The 19,799-nt window shown below is 71.8% G+C and carries 18 protein-coding genes and 1 pseudogene; 2 read left to right on the top strand and 17 right to left on the bottom strand.

Annotated features, from left to right (window positions below):
• Positions 1-57: 57 nt before the first annotated feature.
• Positions 58-1,104: pseudogene (locus tag FHT37_RS05490) on the top strand (acyltransferase family protein); the annotation flags it as partial.
• Here FHT37_RS05490 and FHT37_RS25780 read toward each other — a convergent pair.
• A complete protein-coding gene (locus FHT37_RS25780) occupies positions 1,080-1,196 on the bottom strand; it encodes a hypothetical protein (protein WP_409072705.1) in 117 nt (38 codons plus the stop codon). The pseudogene FHT37_RS05490 and the gene FHT37_RS25780 overlap by 25 nt on opposite strands.
• 222 nt (positions 1,197-1,418) lie before the next feature.
• On the opposite strand from FHT37_RS25780, the gene FHT37_RS05485 reads away from it, so the two are divergent.
• A complete protein-coding gene (locus FHT37_RS05485) occupies positions 1,419-1,847 on the top strand; it encodes a VOC family protein (protein WP_091724473.1) in 429 nt (142 codons plus the stop codon).
• A gap of 70 nt (positions 1,848-1,917) precedes the next feature.
• Here FHT37_RS05485 and FHT37_RS05480 read toward each other — a convergent pair whose 3' ends face one another.
• From FHT37_RS05480 to FHT37_RS05405, 16 genes are all read right to left on the bottom strand, one after another.
• Entirely contained in the window at positions 1,918-2,805 is an 888-nt protein-coding gene (locus FHT37_RS05480; RefSeq protein ID WP_091724472.1) for a hypothetical protein, read from the bottom strand.
• Positions 2,802-3,851, bottom strand: coding sequence for a polysaccharide deacetylase family protein (locus FHT37_RS05475; protein ID WP_183479335.1), 1,050 nt, complete (start codon positions 3,849-3,851; stop codon positions 2,802-2,804). Before FHT37_RS05475 ends, FHT37_RS05480 begins: the two co-directional genes overlap by 4 nt.
• Positions 3,852-4,026: 175 nt before the next feature.
• Positions 4,027-6,777 (bottom strand): protein kinase domain-containing protein, encoded by a 2,751-nt coding sequence (locus tag FHT37_RS05470; RefSeq protein ID WP_183479333.1) that lies wholly within the window; start codon positions 6,775-6,777, stop codon positions 4,027-4,029.
• Between the two features lie 131 nt (positions 6,778-6,908).
• On the bottom strand, positions 6,909-7,835 hold the full coding sequence (locus FHT37_RS05465; RefSeq protein WP_183479331.1) for a type VI immunity family protein: 927 nt from the start codon (positions 7,833-7,835) through the stop codon (positions 6,909-6,911).
• 3 nt (positions 7,836-7,838) lie between these two features.
• Positions 7,839-8,798 (bottom strand): hypothetical protein, encoded by a 960-nt coding sequence (locus tag FHT37_RS05460; protein ID WP_091724468.1) that lies wholly within the window; start codon positions 8,796-8,798, stop codon positions 7,839-7,841.
• 50 nt (positions 8,799-8,848) lie between these two features.
• Positions 8,849-9,460 carry a hypothetical protein gene (locus FHT37_RS05455; protein ID WP_183479329.1) on the bottom strand — a complete coding sequence of 204 codons (612 nt, stop codon included), beginning with the start codon at positions 9,458-9,460 and terminating at the stop codon, positions 8,849-8,851.
• 22 nt (positions 9,461-9,482) lie between these two features.
• Positions 9,483-9,854 carry a PAAR-like domain-containing protein gene (locus tag FHT37_RS05450; RefSeq protein WP_091724466.1) on the bottom strand — a complete coding sequence of 124 codons (372 nt, stop codon included), beginning with the start codon at positions 9,852-9,854 and terminating at the stop codon, positions 9,483-9,485.
• Complete coding sequence (locus tag FHT37_RS05445; protein WP_183479327.1) at positions 9,851-10,966, bottom strand: hypothetical protein; 1,116 nt, start codon at positions 10,964-10,966, stop codon at positions 9,851-9,853. Before FHT37_RS05445 ends, FHT37_RS05450 begins: the two co-directional genes overlap by 4 nt.
• A complete protein-coding gene (locus FHT37_RS05440) occupies positions 10,963-11,988 on the bottom strand; it encodes a DUF2169 domain-containing protein (RefSeq protein WP_175538243.1) in 1,026 nt (341 codons plus the stop codon). The genes FHT37_RS05445 and FHT37_RS05440 overlap by 4 nt, the downstream gene beginning before the upstream one ends.
• Positions 11,989-12,004: 16 nt before the next feature.
• Entirely contained in the window at positions 12,005-13,471 is a 1,467-nt protein-coding gene (locus tag FHT37_RS05435; RefSeq protein ID WP_183479325.1) for a hypothetical protein, read from the bottom strand.
• A gap of 11 nt (positions 13,472-13,482) precedes the next feature.
• Positions 13,483-13,935, bottom strand: coding sequence for a hypothetical protein (locus tag FHT37_RS05430; protein ID WP_183479323.1), 453 nt, complete (start codon positions 13,933-13,935; stop codon positions 13,483-13,485).
• Positions 13,936-13,945: 10 nt separating this feature from the next.
• Positions 13,946-16,222: a type VI secretion system Vgr family protein gene (locus tag FHT37_RS05425; protein WP_183479321.1), complete on the bottom strand. Its 2,277-nt coding sequence runs from the start codon at positions 16,220-16,222 to the stop codon at positions 13,946-13,948.
• 222 nt (positions 16,223-16,444) lie between these two features.
• Positions 16,445-18,103, bottom strand: a complete 1,659-nt coding sequence (locus FHT37_RS05420) for a cellulase family glycosylhydrolase (protein WP_183479319.1) — start codon at positions 18,101-18,103, stop codon at positions 16,445-16,447.
• A 156-nt stretch (positions 18,104-18,259) separates the two neighbouring features.
• Entirely contained in the window at positions 18,260-18,787 is a 528-nt protein-coding gene (locus FHT37_RS05415; RefSeq protein ID WP_183479317.1) for a hypothetical protein, read from the bottom strand.
• Positions 18,788-18,815: 28 nt separating this feature from the next.
• A complete protein-coding gene (locus FHT37_RS05410) occupies positions 18,816-19,262 on the bottom strand; it encodes a hypothetical protein (protein WP_183479315.1) in 447 nt (148 codons plus the stop codon).
• Positions 19,252-19,791, bottom strand: a complete 540-nt coding sequence (locus FHT37_RS05405) for an SMI1/KNR4 family protein (protein WP_183479313.1) — start codon at positions 19,789-19,791, stop codon at positions 19,252-19,254. The genes FHT37_RS05410 and FHT37_RS05405 overlap by 11 nt, the downstream gene beginning before the upstream one ends.
• Positions 19,792-19,799 lie beyond the last annotated feature (8 nt).

The following is a 19,799-nucleotide window of genomic DNA, read 5'->3' as shown; positions in this document are numbered from 1 at the left end:
GCCGCGCCGACGCCAGGCGCCGCTAACATCCGCGCCGCCATCCTTCTCGGCGGCCTGATGCCGCTGCTCCGCATGACCGACACCACGCCGCGCAACTTCGCCATCGACTGCCTGCGTGGCGTGGCCATCCTGCTGGTGGTGGTCCACCACCTGGCCCTGCCCTTCCGCCTGCCGCTGGCGCCCAGCCTGGCCGGTGCCTGGCTGCCCAAGCGCCTGATCGACGCGATCAGCTTCAACGGCTACGAGGCGGTGTTCATCTTCTTCGTGATCTCGGGCTTCCTGATCACGACCCGCCTGCTGGCGCGCGATGGCGACCTGCGGCGGGTCGACCTGCGCGCCTTCTACCGCGCCCGCGCCACGCGCATCCTGCCGCTGCTGCTGGTGATGCTGGCGTTGCTGTCGACCCTGGCGCTGCTGGGCGTGCCTGGTTTCGCACCGGGCGAGCGGCAGTCGCTGGCCGGCCTGCTGGGCTCGGCGCTGAGCTTCACCTTCAACTGGTATGAAGGCCGCACCGGCTGGGCGCCGGCGGCCTGGGACGTGCTGTGGTCGCTGTCGATCGAGGAGGTCTTCTACGTCGGCTTCCCGCTGCTGTGCCTGGCGCTGCCCCGGCCGCTGCTGGTGGCGGTGCTGGTGGCGCTGGCGCTCGCCCTGGTGCCGCTGAGGGCGCTGGTCCCGCCGAGCGACGAGGTCTGGTGGGAAAAGGCCTACCTGCCCGGCATGTCGGCGATCGCCTGGGGCGTGCTGGCGGCGCTGCTCGCGCGGCGCTGGCGGCCGGGCGCGCGCGAGGCCCGCCTGCTGGCGGTGCTCGGCGGCGTCGGGCTGCTGCTGGTGATCGGCTGGGGCGAGCTCGTCCACCGCCATCTCTTCAAGGGCGGCATGTACGTCCTGTGCGTCGGCACCGCCGCGCTGCTGGTCGCCGCGGTCGCTCACCCGCCGGCGCCACGCCGTGGCGGACGCTGGCTCGCCCGTCTGGGCGAGCTCAGCTACGAGCTCTACCTGAGCCACATGCTGGTCGTGCTCGCCACGGTGGCGCTGTATCGCGCCGTGATGGGCGCATCGCAGGCCTGGACCTTCGCGGTCTACGCGCCGGCGGTGGTGGCCTGCGTGCTGCTGGCGGGGGTGCTGGAGAAGACCGTGTCCGCTCCGCTGCTCCGCCGCTGGCGCAGCAGCAGGAACAGCCCGCCGAGCGTCAGCATCGCCCAGGTCGCCGGCTCCGGTGCCGGAACCGCCGACGGCGCGGCGGACCGGGCGTGATCTGAGCCGGACGCCGAGGACCCTGGCAGGCGCATCGTCCTTGTCCCGCACTCCGGGGGCGCGGCGGGCCGTCGACGGAAAAACGAATGACGCCGGCGCGCCGGGCGGATAAGAACGCCGTTTGCCCTGACCGGCGTCATGCCGACCCACTTCAAGGAGCCTCCATGGAAGTCCAGCAACTGCACCGCGGACGCCTGATCGACCACCTGCAGCTCGTCGTGCGCGACCTGGCCGCGAGCCGCCGCTTCTACGAGGCGGTCCTGCCGCCGCTGGGCGTGCCCATCGGTGGATCGGGCGACGACTATTTCTGGGCCGACGAGCTGTTCGTGTCGACCGCGAGCAGCGATGCAGCGCAGGGCCAGCTGACCGGGCGGCATCACCTGGCCTTCCAGGCCCGGGACCGCGCGGCGGTCGATGCCTTCCACAAGACCGCGCTGGCCAACGGCGGCACCGACAACGGCGCGCCCGGCGAGCGCCCCTATCACCCGGGCTACTACGCGGCCTTCGTGCTGGACCCGGACGGCAACAACATCGAGGCCGTGTTCCACGGCGAGGCGCAGCGCAGCGCGCCCTCGGTCACGGTGACGTTCTAGGCGTCGGGGCGCGGGCGACCATCTGCGGCGGCCTTCGGCGGCGGCCGTCGGCCAACGCCGATGCCCGCGACTAGCGCTTGTCGACCTTGTTCTTCGCCGCCGCGGCCGGGCCCGCCGCGGCGGGAGCCTTGGCGGCCGACTCGTCGATGAGCTGGCGCATCAGCGCGGTCGCGCGCGCGTTCTTCGGATCGACGCGCAGGCACTTCTGCAGCAGCATCACCGCGCCGGACTTGTCGATGGTCGAGATCTTCTCGGCCTTGCGCACGTAGAGGTCGGCCAGCAGCCGCTTGGCCGAGGGATCGTTGCGGTCCTGCGGCGCGCGGCGCTCGAGCAGCCGGATCGGCTCGTCGAGCTCGCCCTGCGCGGCCAGCATCGCGATGTGCTCGAGTTCGTTGCGGTCCGGCCCGGCCGACGCCGCGGCCGGGGCCGCGTCCTTGCCCGACGCACCCGCCGCCTGCGCCTTGGCGGCCGGCTTGGCCGCCACCGGCGGGCTCGCCTTGCGCAGCGTCAGCCGCGTCGGCTTGCCCAGGTAGCTCTTCTGGTTGCGTTCCTTCTCCAGGCCACGCAGCGCGTCGGCGGCGGCCTCGTTGTCCGGCTGCAGCGCCAGCACGCCCAGGTAGGCCGTGCTCGCGCCGTCCAGGTCGCCGCGCTTCTGCGCCGCCCGGGCCTTCTCGAGCCGCTCGCTCACGCCGCTGTCGATCAGTTGCCGCGTCGCGGCCAGGCTGTCGCGGTAGCCGGCGTTGTCGGGCCGCAGGACGGTCAGCGCTTCCCAGGTCCAGGCGGCCTCGGCCAGCTGGCCGTCCTTCACCTGCTCCTGCGCGCGCGACACCTGCGCCTGCTCGAAGGCCGTGGGGGGCGAGCCGGCCACGCCTTCACCGCCGCGCAGCGCGCCGCTCGGGCCGCTGCTGCAGGCCGCCAGCGCGGCGGCGGCCAGGAGGACTGCGAGCGCGGCCCTCATGGCGTCTGTCCAATGCGGCGGCTGGTCTGCAGCCGGGCCTTGAAGGCCTCGAGGTCGTGGTCGCCGAAGATCATCGTGCGGCGCAGCATCAGCGGCTGCGCGTAGAAGGCGTTGCCGCCCGGGTTGACGGTCACCGCCAGCGTGTACTTCTGACGCGTCAGCGTCTCCAGCACCAGTTCGTTGGCGTCACCGTAGGGATAGGCGTAATGGCGCACCTGGTCCTTGGTGTTGAGCTTCTGCTCGATCAGGTCGCGCGGGCCGGCGGTCTCGCTGTCGAGGTTGCGCTTGTAGCGCTCGTCGTTCTCGCCGGCGGTGCGCTCGATCAGGTTGCGGTGCGACTTCGAATGGGCCTGGATGTCCATCAGCCCCGAGGCCTGCATCTCCGCCAGCTGCGGCCAGCTGACCGCGTCGCCGCCGGCGCCGACGAAATCGGTGTAGACGAACATCGTCGCAGGCAGGCCCAGCTTGCGCAGCACCGGGTAGGCGAACTTGTAGACCGACTCGTAGCCGTCGTCGAAGGTGACGACGACCGCCTTGGGCGGCAGCGGCTCCTTGCCCTCGAGGTAGCCGGTCAGCTGCGAGAGCTTGACGACGCGGTAGTCGTTCTTCGCCAGCCATTCCATCTGGGCGGCGAAGCTGGCCGGGGAGACGGCCATCTTGCCGCCGGTCGTGCCCAGGCGGTGGTAGCAGAGGATGGGGACGGTCTGGAAGCTGCCAGCGCGCACGCCCACCGGGTTCATCGGCTTGAGCGGGACGATCAGCGGCTGGCCGGGATCGGCCTTGGTGACGCCGGCGTTGGCCTCGCTGATCTGCCAGTCGCGGTCCTCGCTGCCCAGCAGCCGGGCGGCGATGCCGCGCAGGGATTCGCCGGCGACGGGGACGTAGATCAACAGCCGGTCATTGCGGGCGATGACCTCGCCGTGAGCGGCGGCCGCGGCGGGCGGCGGGGTCGGCGCGGGCTCGTTCAGCGGCGGCGTGCCGGTGGGGGTCGTGACGCAGGCGGTCAGGGCCAGCGCGGCGAGGACAGCGGCGATGGCGGAGTGCATCGGCCGTCGGCCCTCACCCCTGCCCTCTCCCGCCAGCGGGAGAGGGGGAAAGAGAGAGGGAAAGAGGGAGGCCAAGCGAAACGCGGACGGTCCGGCCCCCTCTCCCGCTGGCGGGAGAGGGTTGGGGTGAGGGCCATTCATCGGGGGGAATCCTTTCACGCTCATCGGGCGACGCTCAAGGCTGCTTCGGCGCATCGGCAGCGTCCGTCCCGGCAGGCACCGGCGGCGCGGGCTGGGTCTGTTCGTCGGACGGCGCGGCGGCCTGGCCGTTCACGGACACGGCGGCCTGCGCGGCCGCTGCCGCGGCGGGCGTCTCGGCCGCCGGCGCGATCCCGGCGCCACGCAGCCCGGAGCGCCGGCCGATCGTCGTCGGCGCCTCCGCCTTGGCGGCGGACGCCGCCAGCGCCTGCTTGTCCTGCAGCGCCTGCGCCATGCGGTCGAAGGCGGCGTAGAGCAGCCCGAACTCGTCCTTGCGCTGCTCGCGGATGCGGAAGTCGACGCGGCCGCGACCGATCTCGTCCAGCGCCTCCACGACCAGCTTGATCGGCCGCGAGAACCAGTTGGCGACGAAGAACATCGCGATCGCCACCGCCAGCACCGTCGTCACCGCCAGCACCGCCATCAGCGTGCGCGACAGCCGCGCGACGCTCTCCAGCGGGCGCTCCGGCAGGCCCAGCGCGACGCGACCCACGGTCTTGTCCTGGAAGGTGATCGGCGAGTCGAAGCCCAGCACCGCCGCCCCGCCCGCGGCGTGATACCGCGTGCGCTTGACGCCGCCCTGCTCGCCCAGCAGCTCGCCGGGCGGCGCCTGGTAGGGCTTGCCGACCGCGTCGGGCTGGCTGGACGCGGCCACCACGCCGGCGCGATCGATCACGGTGACGCTCTCGAAGTCGCGCGTCTTCATGATCTCCTGCAGCGACACGTCCACCGACACCCAGTCCTCGCCCAGCGCGGCGGTGGCGTTCTGCGCCGCGATGAAGCGCGACAGCGCCGTGCCGTAGTCGGCCACCTGCTGCATCAGCGCGGCGTTCTGGCGCTGGCTGATGATGGAGCCGCTGACCGCCATCACGATGGCGACGATGCCGGCCATCATCGCGGCCCACTTCACCCGCAGCGGGATCAGCTTGGAGCGGTTCTTGTTGCGCGCTTCCTCGTCGATCTCGTTGAGCACCTTGACCAGCGCGTCAGCCAGCTCGGCGCCGGTCTGGAAGCGGTTGTCGGGCGCCTTGGCCAGGCAGCGGTCGACGACGCGGCGCAGCGACGCGGGAATCTCCGGCCGCAGCTTGTTCAGCGGGGTCGGGTCGTCCTTGGCGATCTTGAGCGCCAGGTTGACCACGCTGTCGCCGGTGAACGGGCGCACGCCGGTGAGCATCTGGTACAGCACGATGCCGACCGAGAACAGGTCCGAGCGGCCGTCGATCTTCTCGCCGTTCATCTGCTCGGGCGCCATGTACTGCGGCGTGCCCAGCACGTCGCCGACGCGGGTGCGCTGCTCCCCCTTCGTCGACTCCATGTGGGCGATGCCGAAGTCCATCACCTTGATGTCCAGCGTGCCGCGCACGCGGGCGATGTTGCCCGGCTTGATGTCGCGGTGGACGATGCCGCGCTTGTGCGCGTAGTCCAGCGCGCGGGCCAGCTGGATGGCCATCACCACGGTGTCGCGGATGGCCAGCGGCTGGCCGGGCTCGAGCAGGTCGGCCAGCGGCTCGCCGTCGAGCAGCTCCATCGCCATGTAGGGACGGCCGTCGACCTCGCCCACGTCGTGCACGGTGACGATGTTGGGATGCGACAGGCCGCCCGAGGCGCGCGCCTCGCGCAGGAAGCGGGCGCGGTACTCGTCGTCCTCGCACAGCGAGGCATGCAGGAACTTGATGGCCACATCGCGGCCGATGCCCGGGTCGTGGGCCTTGAACACGCTGGCCATGCCGCCTCGGCCGATGCGGTCCAGCACCTGGAAGCGGCCGACCTGGCGCACCGGCGCGTCGGCGCTGGCCTTGGCGGCGGCCAGCGCGCCGCCGGGCAGCGTGCCGGTGGACGGTCGCCCGATCGGCGTGGGTTCGGGCGGCAGCGCGCGCATGGCGGCCACCGCCGCGACGGCGTCCGGATCGAGCACGGTCTCGGCGAACTCGGACGCGTGGAACTCGGAATCGCCCGCCTCCTGCGCGGGCGGGACGGCGGGCGCGGCGGGCGTGGCCACCGGCGGCGCGGCGGGCGCCTTGGCGGCCGGGGCTCCGACGGCCGCCAGGCTGGCCGCCGGCGCGATCACCGTCTCGTTGCCGGTCGCGGCGATGGCTTCGACGGGCTTGGGCGCGGGGGTGGGCGCCACGGTGGGCGCCGGCTTGGCCACGGGAGGCAGCGCCCCGGCGGGCACGATGACGGTTTCGTTGTCGTTCACGGAAATGGTGGCGGCTGGGGTGGCCGGGGCGGCGGGAGGATCGATCGGAGCGGCGGCGGGCGCGCTGGCAAGGGGCGCCGCGGGGGCGGTCGCCACGGGGGACGGGCTGGGCGCCACCGTGGGCGCTGGAGTGGGCGCCGGCGTGGACGAGGAGGCGGCGGGCTCGGCCGACTCGCGCGGCATCAGCAGCGCCGCGGGCGCGATCACGGTGTGGTCGGTGTCGACGGGGATGTCCGCGGGCTTGCGGCCGGCGCGCATCGAGAAGGTGTCGGGGAAGGTCGGGTCGATGAAGCTGACGTCGCGCTCGTGCTGGACGGTCTCGGGACCGTCGTCATGGTGGGGCGGCTCGGCGGTGGGCGCGACGCGGTTGGCGGCGGTGTCCGGCGGCATGCGCTCCAGCGGCGCGGCACCGGCCGGCAGCGGTGCCGGCACGATGCGGGTCGCGTCAGGATCGAGCGTGGGATCGTCGGCGGGAGCCGCCGGCGCGCTGCCCGGCTTGGCCGAGCGGGGATTACCTTCTGATCGTGACATCGAACGCCTCGCCGCGGCGAGGATCGCCGCCCAGCCCGCATCCTCCGTGTCACGGGGATCGGGGGCAATGAACGAAAGTCACGAGGACGCTGTGGCAGAGCCGCGCAGGCCCTGCAGGTCCTCCAGGCGCCCTACCCGTCGACGTCCACCCGGAGCCAGGCCTGGGGATCGATGAAGCGCTGTAACCAGGCGTTCATGACGTCCTCATCGGCCAGCTGGCCGTACATCGGCGAGCAGCTGGCCAGCAGCGCCGGCTTCAGCGCCTGCGCCACGGTCACCAGCGGCGCCAGGGATTCGTCGGCATGGATGTCGCCGCGCAGCGGTGCCGCGCCAGCCGCCACCATGGTGGCATCGCGTCCGCGATGGACGAACACCTCGGCACCGGCCAACCCGGCCAGGGCCGCCGGGTCGATGCCATGCGCCGCCGCGAAGCCATCGCCGACCAGCGTCAGCCAGTTGACGCCGGGCAGCCCGCGCAGCGCATCCCACTGCAGGACCGCGGGCTCCAGGATCTGGATCGCCCAGCACCGGCGCGCCAGCGCCACGACGTGGCGCGCCGCCATGTAGGCCGAGCCCTCCACGACGTCGAAGCACCAGCCCGCCGTGCCCCACAGCACCGGCAGGTGCGACAGGCTCCAGCGTGCCACCTCGGCGATCTGCCGGTTGGACGCGTCGTCCGGGAATTCGAAGATCAGGTGACTGGCCCGCTCCATCCCCATCGCCGGCCCGAGGTCGGCGATCTGCAGGGACATCGCGGTCCGGCCATGCTTGCCGTCGCCCGCGAAGGCGACGCAAGCCGCCGGATCGACGCCCGCTCGGCGCGCCCAGATGCGGCCGGAGCCGCCGGCCGGAGGCAGCCGCCACTGCGTCTCACCGCCCCGCCGGAAACGGTTCAGGTGCGCGGCGAAGGGCTGCTCGCGCAGCAATTCCCACAGGGTGTCGGGATCCATGTCCTGCCGGCTCAGGGATCCACGCACGAACACCGCCAGCTTCAGCCGGACGTCGACCCGGGCCTGGGCCCGGGCCACTTCCATCAAGGTCTGCAGGGCGGCCAACATCGCTCAGAACTTGCTGCGGGTCCAGGGCGTCGCGGCATTGGCCGGGTCATGGACGATGAACTGCATGCGCGGCGCGGCCGGCTCGGTGAAGAACACCCGCCCGCGCCCCTCGAAGGCACCGGCGGTCTTGAAGTTGTCCTTCACGACCTGCACGTCGCGCCCGACCAGCTCGGCCACGCCGTTCCAGATCGCGAACAGCAGCCGGTCGCCCAGCACCGCCACGTCGTTAAGCGGCAGCGGGTAACGACCGAATTCGGTGAAACCCGCCGCGCTGCCATGCAGCAGGCGGCCGCCCTCGCCGGACGCGCAGAGCATGACGGCGCGCTCGGGCAGCAGCGCGATGCCGCCCAGCGTCTCCCCAGGGCCCGGCGTGCCGGGGATGGGCAGGTTGCGCCATTGCTGGCCGTCGAAATGCAACAGGGTATCCACGGCGCCCACGGCGTACACGTCGTCACCGGCGTGGCCGCGGATCGTGCGGATGGTCTGGTCGGCGGAGCCGTCGCCCGCCCGGGTCTGCGTCCACGCCTTCCCGTTCCAGTGATACAGGTGCCCGCCGCGCGTCCCCACGTGGACGTCCGAATCCCCGCTGCCCCAGATCGCGGTGATGTTGGGCACCAGCCCCTTCACGCTGTCGCGGGGCAGCGTCGAGACCGTCCAGGCGGGGCCGCCGTTCATCACCTCGTAGTCCAGGTCGCCGCCCGGCGCGGCCCAGCCGGTGGCGGCGGTGGTGGCGACATGGCCGTCGGCGCTGCCGACCCACAGCTGGCCCGCGGGCGAGGCCCACAGCACCCGCAGCGCGTCATTGGTGTTGAGGATGGGCACGGCCGGATCGCCGGCCTTGCTGCCCGGCGCCAGCCGGTACAGGCTGCCCACGGCCGCGCCGATGTCCTCCGGCGGATACGACAGGCCCATGAACACGAGGCCGTCGGCCGTGTCCACGACCTGGTTGATTTCTTTCTGCAAGAGGGACTCCTTCGAAAACGTCTAGTGTCGCCGTGCCATCCGAGGCGGTGTTACATGATGTCGACGTCCATGTTCACCGCCTCCGCCTCGGCCTTCTGGGCCTTGGTCGCGGCCCAGGGATTGCGCAGCGGGGTCTCCGGCTTGACCGGCGGATCGAGCTTGGCGAACGACTCCGCGGCGGCCAGCGCGATGCACTCCGCCGCGGCCGCGATCAGGTTGTCGCGGTCGAGGTCGGGCCGATTGATCGTGCGCGTCGGCTTGCCCCGGGACAACGCATCCTTCGCGCCCTGCTTGTACTGCTCCATCCACTCGCTCATCGGCGCGTTGCGATTGGCCAGGTCGTTCTGCTGGGAGAACTGGCGCATCTGGTCCGTCAGGATCTTGTGCTCCATGCCTTCGCTCTGGCCGTCGCCGGCCATGAAGGTCAATGCACCGCCGGTGCTGTAGCCCTCGCAGCCGGGGAACTTGGCGCCGCCTCGACCCAGGTCGTGCATCGCCGAGGTCGGCAGGATGTGTTCCGCCTGGTAGCCGTCCTTGGTCCCGACCATCTGCGAGTGGCTGCCGAATTCGATCGGCGGATCGAAGCACGCCAGGATCTCCGAGCACTTCATGTCCGCGATGGCGCCGGCACCGCCGGCCTTCATCACCTTCAACTGAACCATCGCGGCGCTGGTACCCATGGCCTCACATCTGGTTGCCCATGCCGGAGCTGCCGGTGTAGACCACCGCCTTGCCCTCGAACTGGACGTTGGGACTGCCGTCGATGATGAAGGCGGAGGAGCCGATCTTCAGGCTGACCACTTCCTTCTGCGTGCCCGGCTGGTTGCCGATGCAGTCGTGCACGACCGCGTCAACGTGGAAGGTCGGCTTGCCGCCGATCTTGACGCCGCGCGTGTCGCCATCGAGCTTGCCCGAGCCCACCGGCGTGGTGATCGGATACGGGATCGGCACCGGGCTCGGCGCCGCGGGCGTGAGGCACACGCTCGGATTCATGTAGACGATCACGTGGTTCGTCGACTCGCCGGCCACCTCACGGAAATTCGCGTTGACGCTCATGCGGTCACCTCCCGATGCTCTGCCGCCCGCGGCCGTGCGCCGGCCGCCGCCGGATCGCCCGCCGCCAGCAGCAGCGCGCCGCGCGCGCCGTCATCGGCGCCGGCCGCCAGCACCGCGAACTCGTCGCGCGCCACGCCGTGGGCCCAGTCCTGCAGCACCAGCGCCGCCATCAGCGGCAGCGCCGCCGCGCCGACGTCGCCCAGCTCCTTGAGCGGCAGGCGCAGGTCGGTGCCCGGATCGAGCACGTCGCCAAACCGCGCGATGACGTTCTGCACCTCGCGCGTCGCATGGCGTTCATGCGAGGCGTCCAGCGCCCACAGCGCGCAGCGCCGGCCCGTCGCCCGCAGCGGCGCCACCGCCGCCTCCAGCGCCTGCGCGAAACCGTCCGAGCGGCACGGCCCGTCGCTGCCCACCGGATGCGCCTCGCGCCCCAGCCCGAGCCCGGCGACCCAGCCGTCCTCGCGGCCCTCGTGCGTCACCATCGCGAAGGCCGCCGCCTCGCCCGGACGCACGCCGTCCACGTTCTCCATCGTGAGCAGCCGTTCCCTCTGCTGCAGCGCTTCCAGCGTCGGCCAGTGCAGCAGGCTGTCGACGCCGCCCCAGATCACCTCGCGCCGCGACTCGGCCAGCTGCAGCGCACGCGCCATCGCGATCGCGCCGGCGGCGCGTCCGAACGGGAAGGCCTCGATGTCCGCGCCGGCGAAGGGCGGCGGCAGCGCGGTCGAGAGACGCTGCACGAAGTCGCGGCCGGCGACATTGAGCTCGTAGCTCTGCGGCTCCAGCGCGAAACGCGCCGGCAATCCCAGCAGCAGGATCGGCGGCCGATCGGGCCGCGGGTGCGCCTGGGCCGCGCGGCGCCGGCTGACGCCGATGAGCGCGTGCACCGCCAGCGCCAGCAGCCGCTCGCGGGCCGGCAGGTCCGGCGGCAGCGCCGGCGAGGCGCAGCCCATCACCCGGCGCCCCTGTCCGTCGACGAAGTCGGTCAGCCCGATCCCGGACACCCCGGCGCGCAGCAGCAGCGCAGTTTCGGACAGCGTCTCGCCCAGGCAGGTCACCGCCTCCGCATGGGCCAGGCCGGCGCGCCAGCCGGACGTTTTCTGGGAGGCGCTCATTCGATGTACTCCTTGGCTTGCACCGTGATCGAGGTGAAGTGACCCCGCATCTTGGCCGGGCAGCGGAACACCGCCCGCCAGACCATCTCCAGCATCAGCGCGTCGCTGTCGACCACCACCGTGTCCAGGTGCGGGCGTCGCGTGTCGGGCTGGCCGTCGACGATCGCGTCGATGCGCAGCAGCTGCCGGGGCAGCGCGAAATCGAGCAGCGCCTGGGCATGCACGCCGGCGATGCGCACCGCCTCGCCGCCGCGCAGCGGCTCCTCGAAGACCAGGCCGGGCGCGGCGCAGTGTTCGTGCTCGGGCCGGTAGTCCGACGGCCGGGCCGGATAACCGCCCGAGAGCCAGGCCGCGTCATGGGTGCCGGCGTGCGCGCGGCGCGGCGCGAAATGCCGGCCCAGTGGCGCGCAGCCCGCGGGGGTGTGGCGGCCGCCGGCGCTCGTCACCGGCTCGCCCGAGGTCTCGATCTGCGGCGCGGGCCGTCCCACCAGCGCCTCCGGATGGCGGCTGATGCCACTGCCCACGGGGTTGCGGGCCTCTTCCACCGGTTTGGCCGGGTCGCTGAAATCGGCGCCGCCGTAGGCCCTCGACCAGGCCAGCGGCGTGCGCTCGAGCGGGCCGCTCTCGCCCGGTCCGATGCCGCCGAACTGCCGCACCCAGACCCGCGGGCCGTGGACGCGCAGCAGCTTGACGCGGTCGCGCACCCGGATCCCGACGTCCATGGCCGTGGCGGCCTCGCCGCCCAGCGGCGGCACCGCGTGACCGCTGAGCACGAAGTCGGTCCCGGGCTTGGGCAGGCCGTAGTCGCCCGGCAGGCGCAGGTCGGCGATCGCCGGATCGCCCCAGGGCTCGTCGCCCAGGCGGATCTCGCGCGGCGCCTCCGCGGCGCGCAGCCCGCCGCCCGGCACGATGTCGTAGCTGGCCTTCACGAGCACGAGACGCGCCTCGGCGCCGTCGCGGTCGAGGATGGGCAGCACCTGCGCGTGGTGGCCGCTGTGGTTGTAGAAGGCGGGTTCGTCCATGGGCGCTCGACGACGATCAATGCGGCCCGTCGGCGCGCGAAGCGCCGGCGTCGCGCGCGTCATGCGCCTCGCGCGCATCCCGCGGCACCATCGCGTCCGCGATGCGCTGCAGCGAGGCCTCCTGGGCCGCGACGAAATCGAAGGGGCTGAAACGCGGCGCCTGGCCGCGCGAGGCCGCGACCAGCTCCAGGTACTGGTCCTGGCGCACGGCGCGCGACCAGCCCGGTCCGCGCAACCGGGCCAGCAGCACGCCGGCACCGAGCGGCCGGCCACCGCGCACGCGCAGGTCCGCCGGCGCCTGCGCGATCCGCCGCCACCAGCCGGCGCTGTCGCCGTCCGGCGCCGGACCGGCGATCGTCGCCAGCGCCTGGGCCGCCAGCTGGCGCTCCTCGTCGTTGCGCAGCGGGTCGTCGTGCAGCGCCAGCAGGTCGGGGATCAGCGCCGGCAGGCCCAGCACGCCGGCGGCGCGCGCGGCCTGCCAGCGGTCGGCATTGCGCAGCATCGCGCGCAGCAGCACGGCATCGCCGGGATGGCCGTGCATCGCCATGGCCGTCAGCGCGTCGGCCCAGCCCGGATCACGGGTGGCCATGCGCGTGGCCTGGCCGTGCAGCGCGGGCAGGCGCAAGGCCGCGCCCAGACGCAGCGCGGCCCGCGCGACCGGCTCGGCGGGCGAGTGCGCCGCCGCCAGCAGCAGCGGCTCGCAGCGACCGGGATCGAACTGATGCGCCGGCGCGCCGAGCGCGGCGGCGACCACCGCCGGCGCCGCGTCCCGCATCGCCGTCTCCCAGGCGCGCTCCGGCAGTTCCCAGCGGAAGGCCAGCACGCGCGCGGCCGCGGCGCGCAGCGCCGGCGATTCATGGCCCAGCCAGGGGCTCAGCAGCTCCGGCAGGTCGGTCCTCGGCGACAGCGACAGGGCCTCGACCGCATGCGCGCCCTCCTCCGGATGACGGCTCACGGCGGCCTCGAAGATCCGCTGCATCGCCGGCCACCAGCGGTCGCCCGCCACGCAGCCCAGCACCAGCAGCGCCGCGAAGACCCGGCCGGGGTCCGGCAGGTCCGGGTCGATGGCCAGGGCCGCGACCTGGTCGAGCGCCTCCGCGCCCAGCCCGATGATCGCGTTGACCTGGGCCAGCAGCCGGCGCTCCGAGTCGATCGGCGTGCGCCAGTGTTCGTCCGGTTGCGGGGCCCGGTAGGCGCGCAGCACCGCGACCAGGTCCAGGCATTCCTCCGCCGCGCGGCGCCGGAACGCCGCGGTGCCGCCGGCCTCGAAAGGCGACGGCGCCTCGCCACCGGACGGCCAGGCGCCGCGCCAGCCGGGCTGGGCCGGCACGCGCAGCGAGGGCGCCGGCGCGCCGACGGCGCCGAGGTCCAGCAGCCGGGGCTGGTCGATCATCAGGCGCCGGGACGCCGCGCCGGCGCCGGCACGGGAGGCGCCGGTCGGCGCGGCCGGTCCGGCCGCCGGCATCACGAGGGCGGAGTTCACGATCGCCGCGCTCAGTTCATCTTGATCATCGGCGCCAGCAGCCGCAGCAGCCGGCGGCTGCGCGTGGCGAAGCTGGCGCAGACGATCTCGACGTCGCCGTCGGCGCCCAGGCGCAGGCGGGACTGGCCGTTGCGCAGCACGATGTCGCCGCGCGCCTCGAGCACCAGCGTCTCCGGCCGATCGGCGAAGGCCTTGGGATCGGCCACCGGCCGCGCTTCGGCCAGCTGGCGCCCGATGCGCCCGAGCACGATGCCGCCGCCGGCGCCGTCCTGCCAGACAAGCACCGCGTCGCCGCCGCTGCAGGCGGCTCCGGGCGCATCCGGCTGGAGCAGCTCGCAGCGCAGCAGTTCGCCGCCGGGCAGCCGCACGCGCAGGTGGCCCTCGTCGTCCACCTCGGCCACTTCACCGCGGCACAGCGCCTGCGGTTGACCGATGAGCGGCGCAAGATCGAAGGGGTTGGACATCGCGCCTCCTTCAGCTGTTCTGGTTGATGTTGGGCGAGCCCTTCAAGTCGAGGTTGCCCCCGGCCTTGATGCCGATCTTGCCGCTGCCCTGGATGGTGATGCTGGTGCCCTTGAGCGTGATGTCGCCGCTGCTCTTGAGGATCAGCTGGGCGGAGCCGCACTTGAGCACCAGCTCGGACGCCGCCTCGACGCCGGCCTTGGCCTTGCTGTTGACGCTGTAGTCGCCGCCCGACTGGAAGCTCATCGTCGAGCCCGACTGCGCCGAATAGCTGGCGCCCGCCTTGTGGCTCATCTTCGCGCCGGCCTCGTGGTTCATGTGGGTGCCGGCGGACACGGCCTTGCTCAGGCCCACCTGCTCCGAGCTCAAGCCCCCCACCGCCACCACCTTCGCGGCGCCGACTTCCTGCATCAGCGTCGCGCCGATGGCCTGGTTCATCGCCGCGCCGACGGTGAGCGCGTAGGCCGCGCCGATGGTCTCCGCCTTGAGCAGCGCCACGGTGACCGTCTGCGTGCTGCCGAAGCTCTGCGTGTCCGCCGCGCCCACGGTCAGCGTGCGCGTGGCGCCGATGCTCTCGACCTGGTTGGCGCCGACCGTCAGCGTCTCGTCCACGCCCACGGTCTTGCTGCGGTTGCTGCCCACCGTCATCGTCTGGTTGGACCCGATCGAGATCGTCTGGTCCACGCCGACCGTCTGCGTCTGGTTGTTGCCCACCGTCTCCGCATCGTCGACGTCGACGGTGTCGGTGCGGTTGTTGTGGATGGTCGAGGTCTGGTCGTGCTCGATCGTCGTGGCCATGTCGTACTGGCCGTGGATGGTGATCATCTCCTTGCCGGCGGTGTCGTCCATCGACAGCTCGTTGTAGCCGGCGCCCTTGTGGGTCTTGGACTTGATGCCGCTGATGACGGCGGCGGCCGGCAGGCCGTAGGGCGGCATCTGCTCGGCGTTGTAGACGCGGCCGGTGATGAGCGGCTGGTCCGGATCGCCCTCGACGAAGTCGACCACCACCTCCTGCCCGATGCGCGGGATGGACACGCCGCCCCAGCCCTTGCCGGCCCAGGGCTGCGAGACGCGGATCCAGCACGAGCTGCTCTCGTTGCGCTTGCCGCGGCGGTCCCAGTGGAATTGCACCTTCACCCGGCCGTACTTGTCGGTGAAGATCTCCTCGCCCGACGGCCCCGTGACGATCGCGGTCTGCGGGCCGGGCGCCATCGGCTTGGGCGTGCGGCGCTCGGGACGGAACTGCTGGTCGGCGGGAATGGCGCTGAAGCGGCAGCGCAGGTCCGACTCGCCGGAGGCCGATTCATTGGCGGCCTGCCGCATCTGGATGGTCGTGCCGGTGACCAGGTACTTGGCGTTCTGGTCGTCGCGCGGATGGCGCTCCAGCGACAGCAGATGGCCGGTGCGCACGCCCTGCGCGTTGGTGTCGCCGTCGAAGCGCGCGTAGGCGGTCTGGATCTCGTCGAGGCGGTCCTCCGCGTACTGCGCGCCGTCGCCGGCCTGCAGGTAGCCGCCGGGATAGTCGAAGACCTCGCCGTCGGAGAGGTCGTAGTCGCGGGTGCGGTCCTGCTGCTTCTCCAGCGAGCTGGAGGGCCGCTCGAAATCGAAGTCGGTGATGACGACCTTGCCGGGCTTCAGGCTCTCCTGCGTGATCCAGGCGTCGACGTACTCCAGCTCCGGCGGCACGTTGGCGGAGCTGCCGTAGAACGGCAGCGACTCGCAGCCGGGGGCGCAGTCGTGGGCCGAGGCGGCGTCGGTCAGCACCAGCGTGTGGCCGGCCTCGTCATGGGTGAAGTACCAGTAGATGCCCTCGTTCTCGAGCAGGCGGGCGACGAAGTTGAAGTCGGTCTCGCGGTACTGGACGCAGTAGGTCCAGGGGCGGTAGGCCCGCATCAGCTTGAACTCGTGGCGCGCGACGGGGTGGTCGTCGAAGACCGCCCGGACGATGTCGGGGACGGTCATCTCCTGGAAGATGCGGCAGTCCGCGGTGCGCGTGAGCAGCCACAGCCAGGGCCGCAGCGTCATCTGGTAGACGGTGTGCCGGCCCTCGAAGCCGGTCTGCGCGAAGCGCGTGACGTAGCCGGCCAGCTGGCGCGGCGCGTCGTCGCGCAGCGCCATCGTCAAGGTGGCGGCCTTGCCGAGCAGCTCGGCGGCGCGGATGTCCTTGCGCTCGCTCAGCAGCGTGAGCGTGGTCTCGCCGAGGTCGCTCAGCGCCTCGCGCGACGCGCAGGCGTGGACACGCAGGACGTCGTCGCCGAGCGCGGTCTTGAGGCGGAATGGACTGGCCATGGGCGGACCGGAGGGGACCCGGGGAGTGGTGCTTCACGGTAGGCCGGTGCGAGGAGCGCCGGAAGCGACCAAAGTCATTCGCGCGACGCGCCCTTGTAAAGGGGTGAATCAGCCGGCGACGGCGTGTCACCAGTGTGGGTGACGCCACAGACGCCGCCGGCGGCGCGCGCTACGGTGCCGGGCGGGCGACGCCGCCGCGCCCTCCCCGCCCGCTCGGTGGGTTCACCGGCAGACGTTGGTGTCCACGGCGGAGCCGTCCCACAGGCGCTTCAGGTTGTTGTACTTGTCGAGCGAGACGGACTGCCAGTCGTCCTGCAGGATGCCGCCGGTGTCGCCGGAATTCGGATTCCAGGACCAGTAGAAGAAGTTGCGCACGCCCTTGCACTTCAGCCAGTCGACGAACTTGACCTGCCACTGGCGGTCCTTGTCGGTGAAGCGTCCGCCGAATTCGCCCAGCACCACGGCGTTCTTGCCCATGAAGCGGCCGAGCTGGTTCTGCCAGATGGCCGGCATGTTGTTGGGGAAACCGGTGCCGTCACCGAAATAGGGTTGGCCGCTGACCGACGGGCCGTAGATATGGGGCGACAGGACCAGGCGGTTGCCCGGGATCTTCGTCCCGTCGATCGGATAGCAGGACGAGGGCTCGATGTTGCCGCCCCACCAGTGGGCATCGGGGTTCTCGCAGCGCCCGCCGTTGTCGGACACGCCTTCGACGAAGACCAGCAGCTTGGCATTGGTGGCGAGCACCGCGCTGCCGGCGCGCTCGGCGGCGAGCTTCCAGTCGTTGTTGATGTCGCCGGTGCCCCAGAAGGCGCCGCTGCCGCCGGTGCTGTGCGGCTCGTTCTTCAGGTCGATGGCGAAGACGTTGGGCACGTTGCGGTAACGATCGGCGACGAACTGCAGGTCGGCGACCCACTGGTCCAGCGTGTAGCCGGGAATCTGCGGCGTCGTGGAGATCGCGTTGCAGTCGGGCCGGTGATGGTCGAGCAGGACATAGAAGCCGCGCGTCGCGAACTCCGCGACGATGCGGTCCAGCACCTGCAGCGGCGTCTTGTTGGCCAGGTCGGGGTTGACGCTGGTGTTCAGCGCGCCGCTGGGGCGACCGGTGGAGCGCAGCGTCGCCGGGCAGAACGGCAGCCGGACCGCGTTGAAGCCCAGGTCCTTCATCTGGCCGATCATGTCCTTGTAGTTGCGCTGCCACAGGCCGTGGGCGACGAGGTCCGGCGTCTCGAAACCAAACCAGTTGACACCGCGGATCGACACCGCGACGCCCTGGCTGTCGAGGATGCGGCCATCGGTCGCGACGCTGAACGGCAGCTTGAACTGGCCCGTCGAGGGGACGGAGAGGTCGCTGGAGGGCGCTGGCGCTGGCGCTGGCGCTGGCGCTGGTGCCGGTGCCGGTGCCGGTGCCGGTGCCGGTGCCGGTGCCGGAGCCGGAGCCGGAGCGGGAGCCGGAGCGGGAGCCGGAGCGGGCGCTGGTGCCGGAGCGGGAGCCGGTGCCGGCGCACCGGCCTCCGAGATGCGGAAGGAGGCGCTATTCGGCGCGGTGCCGGTGCCGCAGAAGCCGACCTCGAAGCTCTGGCCCGGCGCGACCGGCGAGTTCCAGCTGGTGCCGGTGACGGCGAAGGTCGCGCCCGACTCGAGCTTGAAGGTGCCGTTCCAGGAGCCGTTCATCTGGCCGCTGGGCAGCTCGAAGCGCAGCGTCCAGGCGCCGCTGGGGGTGGCGCCGGGATTGCGGACGGTCGCCCGCGAGCAGAAGCCGCCCGACCAGACGTCCTGGGCCACGTTCAGGCTCAGGGCCGCATAGGCGGGCGCGACGGCCCCGAAGGCCATCGCCACGAGGCTGGCACGCTGAACGAAGCGACGAGGAACTGGATGCATGACGTTGGCCCATGAAGTTGAGGGACAGGGAACGCCGGCAGTGTCGAAGCCTCGCCCGCAAGGGCTGGTGAGAATGGGTAACGCCGTATGACTACGTTGTCATCTTCGCCACAGCGGCGCGTTCCGGCGGCGAGTCCGGGCGGCGCGCGCGGCGGGTCAGAGCGACAGCGGCAACGCGACGGTGAGGGTCAGCACGGCGCCGTCGTCGGCGTAGTCGGCGGTCAGCTCGCGATCCTCGAGCTGCCACTGCTCCCACTCGACGATGCCCTCCTCCTCTTCGCCATCGGACGGCGTGCCGTAGGCGGCGAGCGCCTGGTCGCGCGTCTCGACCGGTGTCGATGCGAACGGCGCGTCGCCGGCATAGGGCTCGACTTCCTCGCTGCCCTCGGGGTAGTAGAAGAGCGCGCTGAGCACGTGGGTGCCAGGCCCCAGCGGCTCGCCGAAGTCCACGGCGTGGGTTTCACGCGGGGTGAAGGACATCACGACGCCGAGTTCCTTGAGCAGGACGAAGCCGGCGCGGATCTCCTTCTTGCGCTTCTGTGAGAGCTCGGTCGGCGCTGGTGCGCCGGCGGGCGTGGTGTGCGCGAGGATCGCGGCGATCAGCGGCGCGTCGACCTCGGTGAGGCCGAGCAGGCGGGGGAGCTCGGGGAGCGACAGGGGGGCGGTGGCGTGGGTGTCGGTCATGGAGGCGAACGATAACGCGTCGCGGCGCTCACCAGGCGGGTCCGGCGATGAGGATGGAACTCAGGCAGTCCTCGCGGCGCTCGGCGAAGCCGAAGCCCAGCTTGCCCCAGGGCGTGGGGCGGGACCAGTGGGTTTCTTCGTTCAGGGAGGCACCGCGGGGATGGCCGGTGATCGCGAGCCCCTCATGGCGACGAAGCACCTCCGCGCGCGGCACGCAGGAGCCATCGATCTTCAGCACGAGACCCCAGGCGTTTGACGGATCGCGCCGGCTCACGCGCAGAAAGGCTTCCTCGATCCGCACGCCGTCTGCGAGCGTCACCGGCCCGCCAAAGAAGCCATCGGTCCAGGCGTTGTGAATGTCGCGTTGAACCACCGGGGAGTGCAGCGTGGAGGCCAGCTTCGGCGCATCGAGGGGCGCCTGCCCCACCAGGAGCGAGAGCACGGCCCAGAGGTCCAGGGTGAGGTCAGTTGTCACGTTGCATCGGCCGCGCGGCCGCAAGGAAGGCGGTGAAGGAATCGGCGATGAAACCGATGTGGTCGTAAGACATGGGACACGGGATGTGGAAGGTCGAGAGGAAGAAGACCTGCCCCGCCAACTCCCCCTCAACGCCCAACAAGAACAGCGAATTGCCGGCGTCCATGCCGATCGGTAGCAGGCCCGGCGGATGGAGATGCTTGTTCCAGACGATGTTGTCGTCCAGGTCGCATCCGCCCTTGTACGGCGATTCAATGTCCTTGCCTGCGAAGATGCTGAAGGTGCTCTCCAGATCGCACCGATCTCCGTAGCTCTTGGCTGGCTTCCCTTCCCAACCCACATCGAACTCGACAGCCCGGAATCGTCCGTCCTCGTTCTGGAACATCGGCGAAGAGCCTCGGTGCGCCAGCAGATACGCCGCATAGTCGGCGGGCAGCTTCAGCTGATTGCGTCCCTCGAAAGCGAGGATGTCCGCACGAGTGATGACGGGGTAATCATGCGCGAAGGGGAACGCCAGCTTCCAGCTCATGTGGAGTG

It is taken from the genome of Mitsuaria sp. BK037 (genome assembly GCF_014193045.1).
In the GTDB taxonomy this organism is placed as follows: domain Bacteria; phylum Pseudomonadota; class Gammaproteobacteria; order Burkholderiales; family Burkholderiaceae_C; genus Roseateles.
The sequence above is the reverse complement of the archived record's forward strand: the minus strand, read 5'-3'. Positions and strand labels throughout refer to the sequence as shown.

Excerpts from the sequence above, each read along its gene's own strand:
- FHT37_RS25780 (WP_409072705.1), bottom strand. The coding sequence starts at position 1,196 with ATGCTGACGCTCGGCGGGCTGTTCCTGCTGCTGCGCCAGCGGCGGAGC.
- FHT37_RS05485 (WP_091724473.1), top strand. The coding sequence starts at position 1,419 with ATGGAAGTCCAGCAACTGCACCGCGGACGCCTGATCGACCACCTGCAG.
- FHT37_RS05480 (WP_091724472.1), bottom strand. The coding sequence starts at position 2,805 with ATGAGGGCCGCGCTCGCAGTCCTCCTGGCCGCCGCCGCGCTGGCGGCC.
- FHT37_RS05475 (WP_183479335.1), bottom strand. The coding sequence starts at position 3,851 with ATGCACTCCGCCATCGCCGCTGTCCTCGCCGCGCTGGCCCTGACCGCC.
- FHT37_RS05470 (WP_183479333.1), bottom strand. The coding sequence starts at position 6,777 with ATGTCACGATCAGAAGGTAATCCCCGCTCGGCCAAGCCGGGCAGCGCG.
- FHT37_RS05465 (WP_183479331.1), bottom strand. The coding sequence starts at position 7,835 with ATGTTGGCCGCCCTGCAGACCTTGATGGAAGTGGCCCGGGCCCAGGCC.
- FHT37_RS05455 (WP_183479329.1), bottom strand. The coding sequence starts at position 9,460 with ATGGTTCAGTTGAAGGTGATGAAGGCCGGCGGTGCCGGCGCCATCGCG.
- FHT37_RS05450 (WP_091724466.1), bottom strand. The coding sequence starts at position 9,854 with ATGAGCGTCAACGCGAATTTCCGTGAGGTGGCCGGCGAGTCGACGAAC.
- FHT37_RS05445 (WP_183479327.1), bottom strand. The coding sequence starts at position 10,966 with ATGAGCGCCTCCCAGAAAACGTCCGGCTGGCGCGCCGGCCTGGCCCAT.
- FHT37_RS05440 (WP_175538243.1), bottom strand. The coding sequence starts at position 11,988 with ATGGACGAACCCGCCTTCTACAACCACAGCGGCCACCACGCGCAGGTG.
- FHT37_RS05430 (WP_183479323.1), bottom strand. The coding sequence starts at position 13,935 with ATGTCCAACCCCTTCGATCTTGCGCCGCTCATCGGTCAACCGCAGGCG.
- FHT37_RS05425 (WP_183479321.1), bottom strand. The coding sequence starts at position 16,222 with ATGGCCAGTCCATTCCGCCTCAAGACCGCGCTCGGCGACGACGTCCTG.
- FHT37_RS05420 (WP_183479319.1), bottom strand. The coding sequence starts at position 18,103 with ATGCATCCAGTTCCTCGTCGCTTCGTTCAGCGTGCCAGCCTCGTGGCG.
- FHT37_RS05415 (WP_183479317.1), bottom strand. The coding sequence starts at position 18,787 with ATGACCGACACCCACGCCACCGCCCCCCTGTCGCTCCCCGAGCTCCCC.
- FHT37_RS05405 (WP_183479313.1), bottom strand. The coding sequence starts at position 19,791 with ATGAGCTGGAAGCTGGCGTTCCCCTTCGCGCATGATTACCCCGTCATC.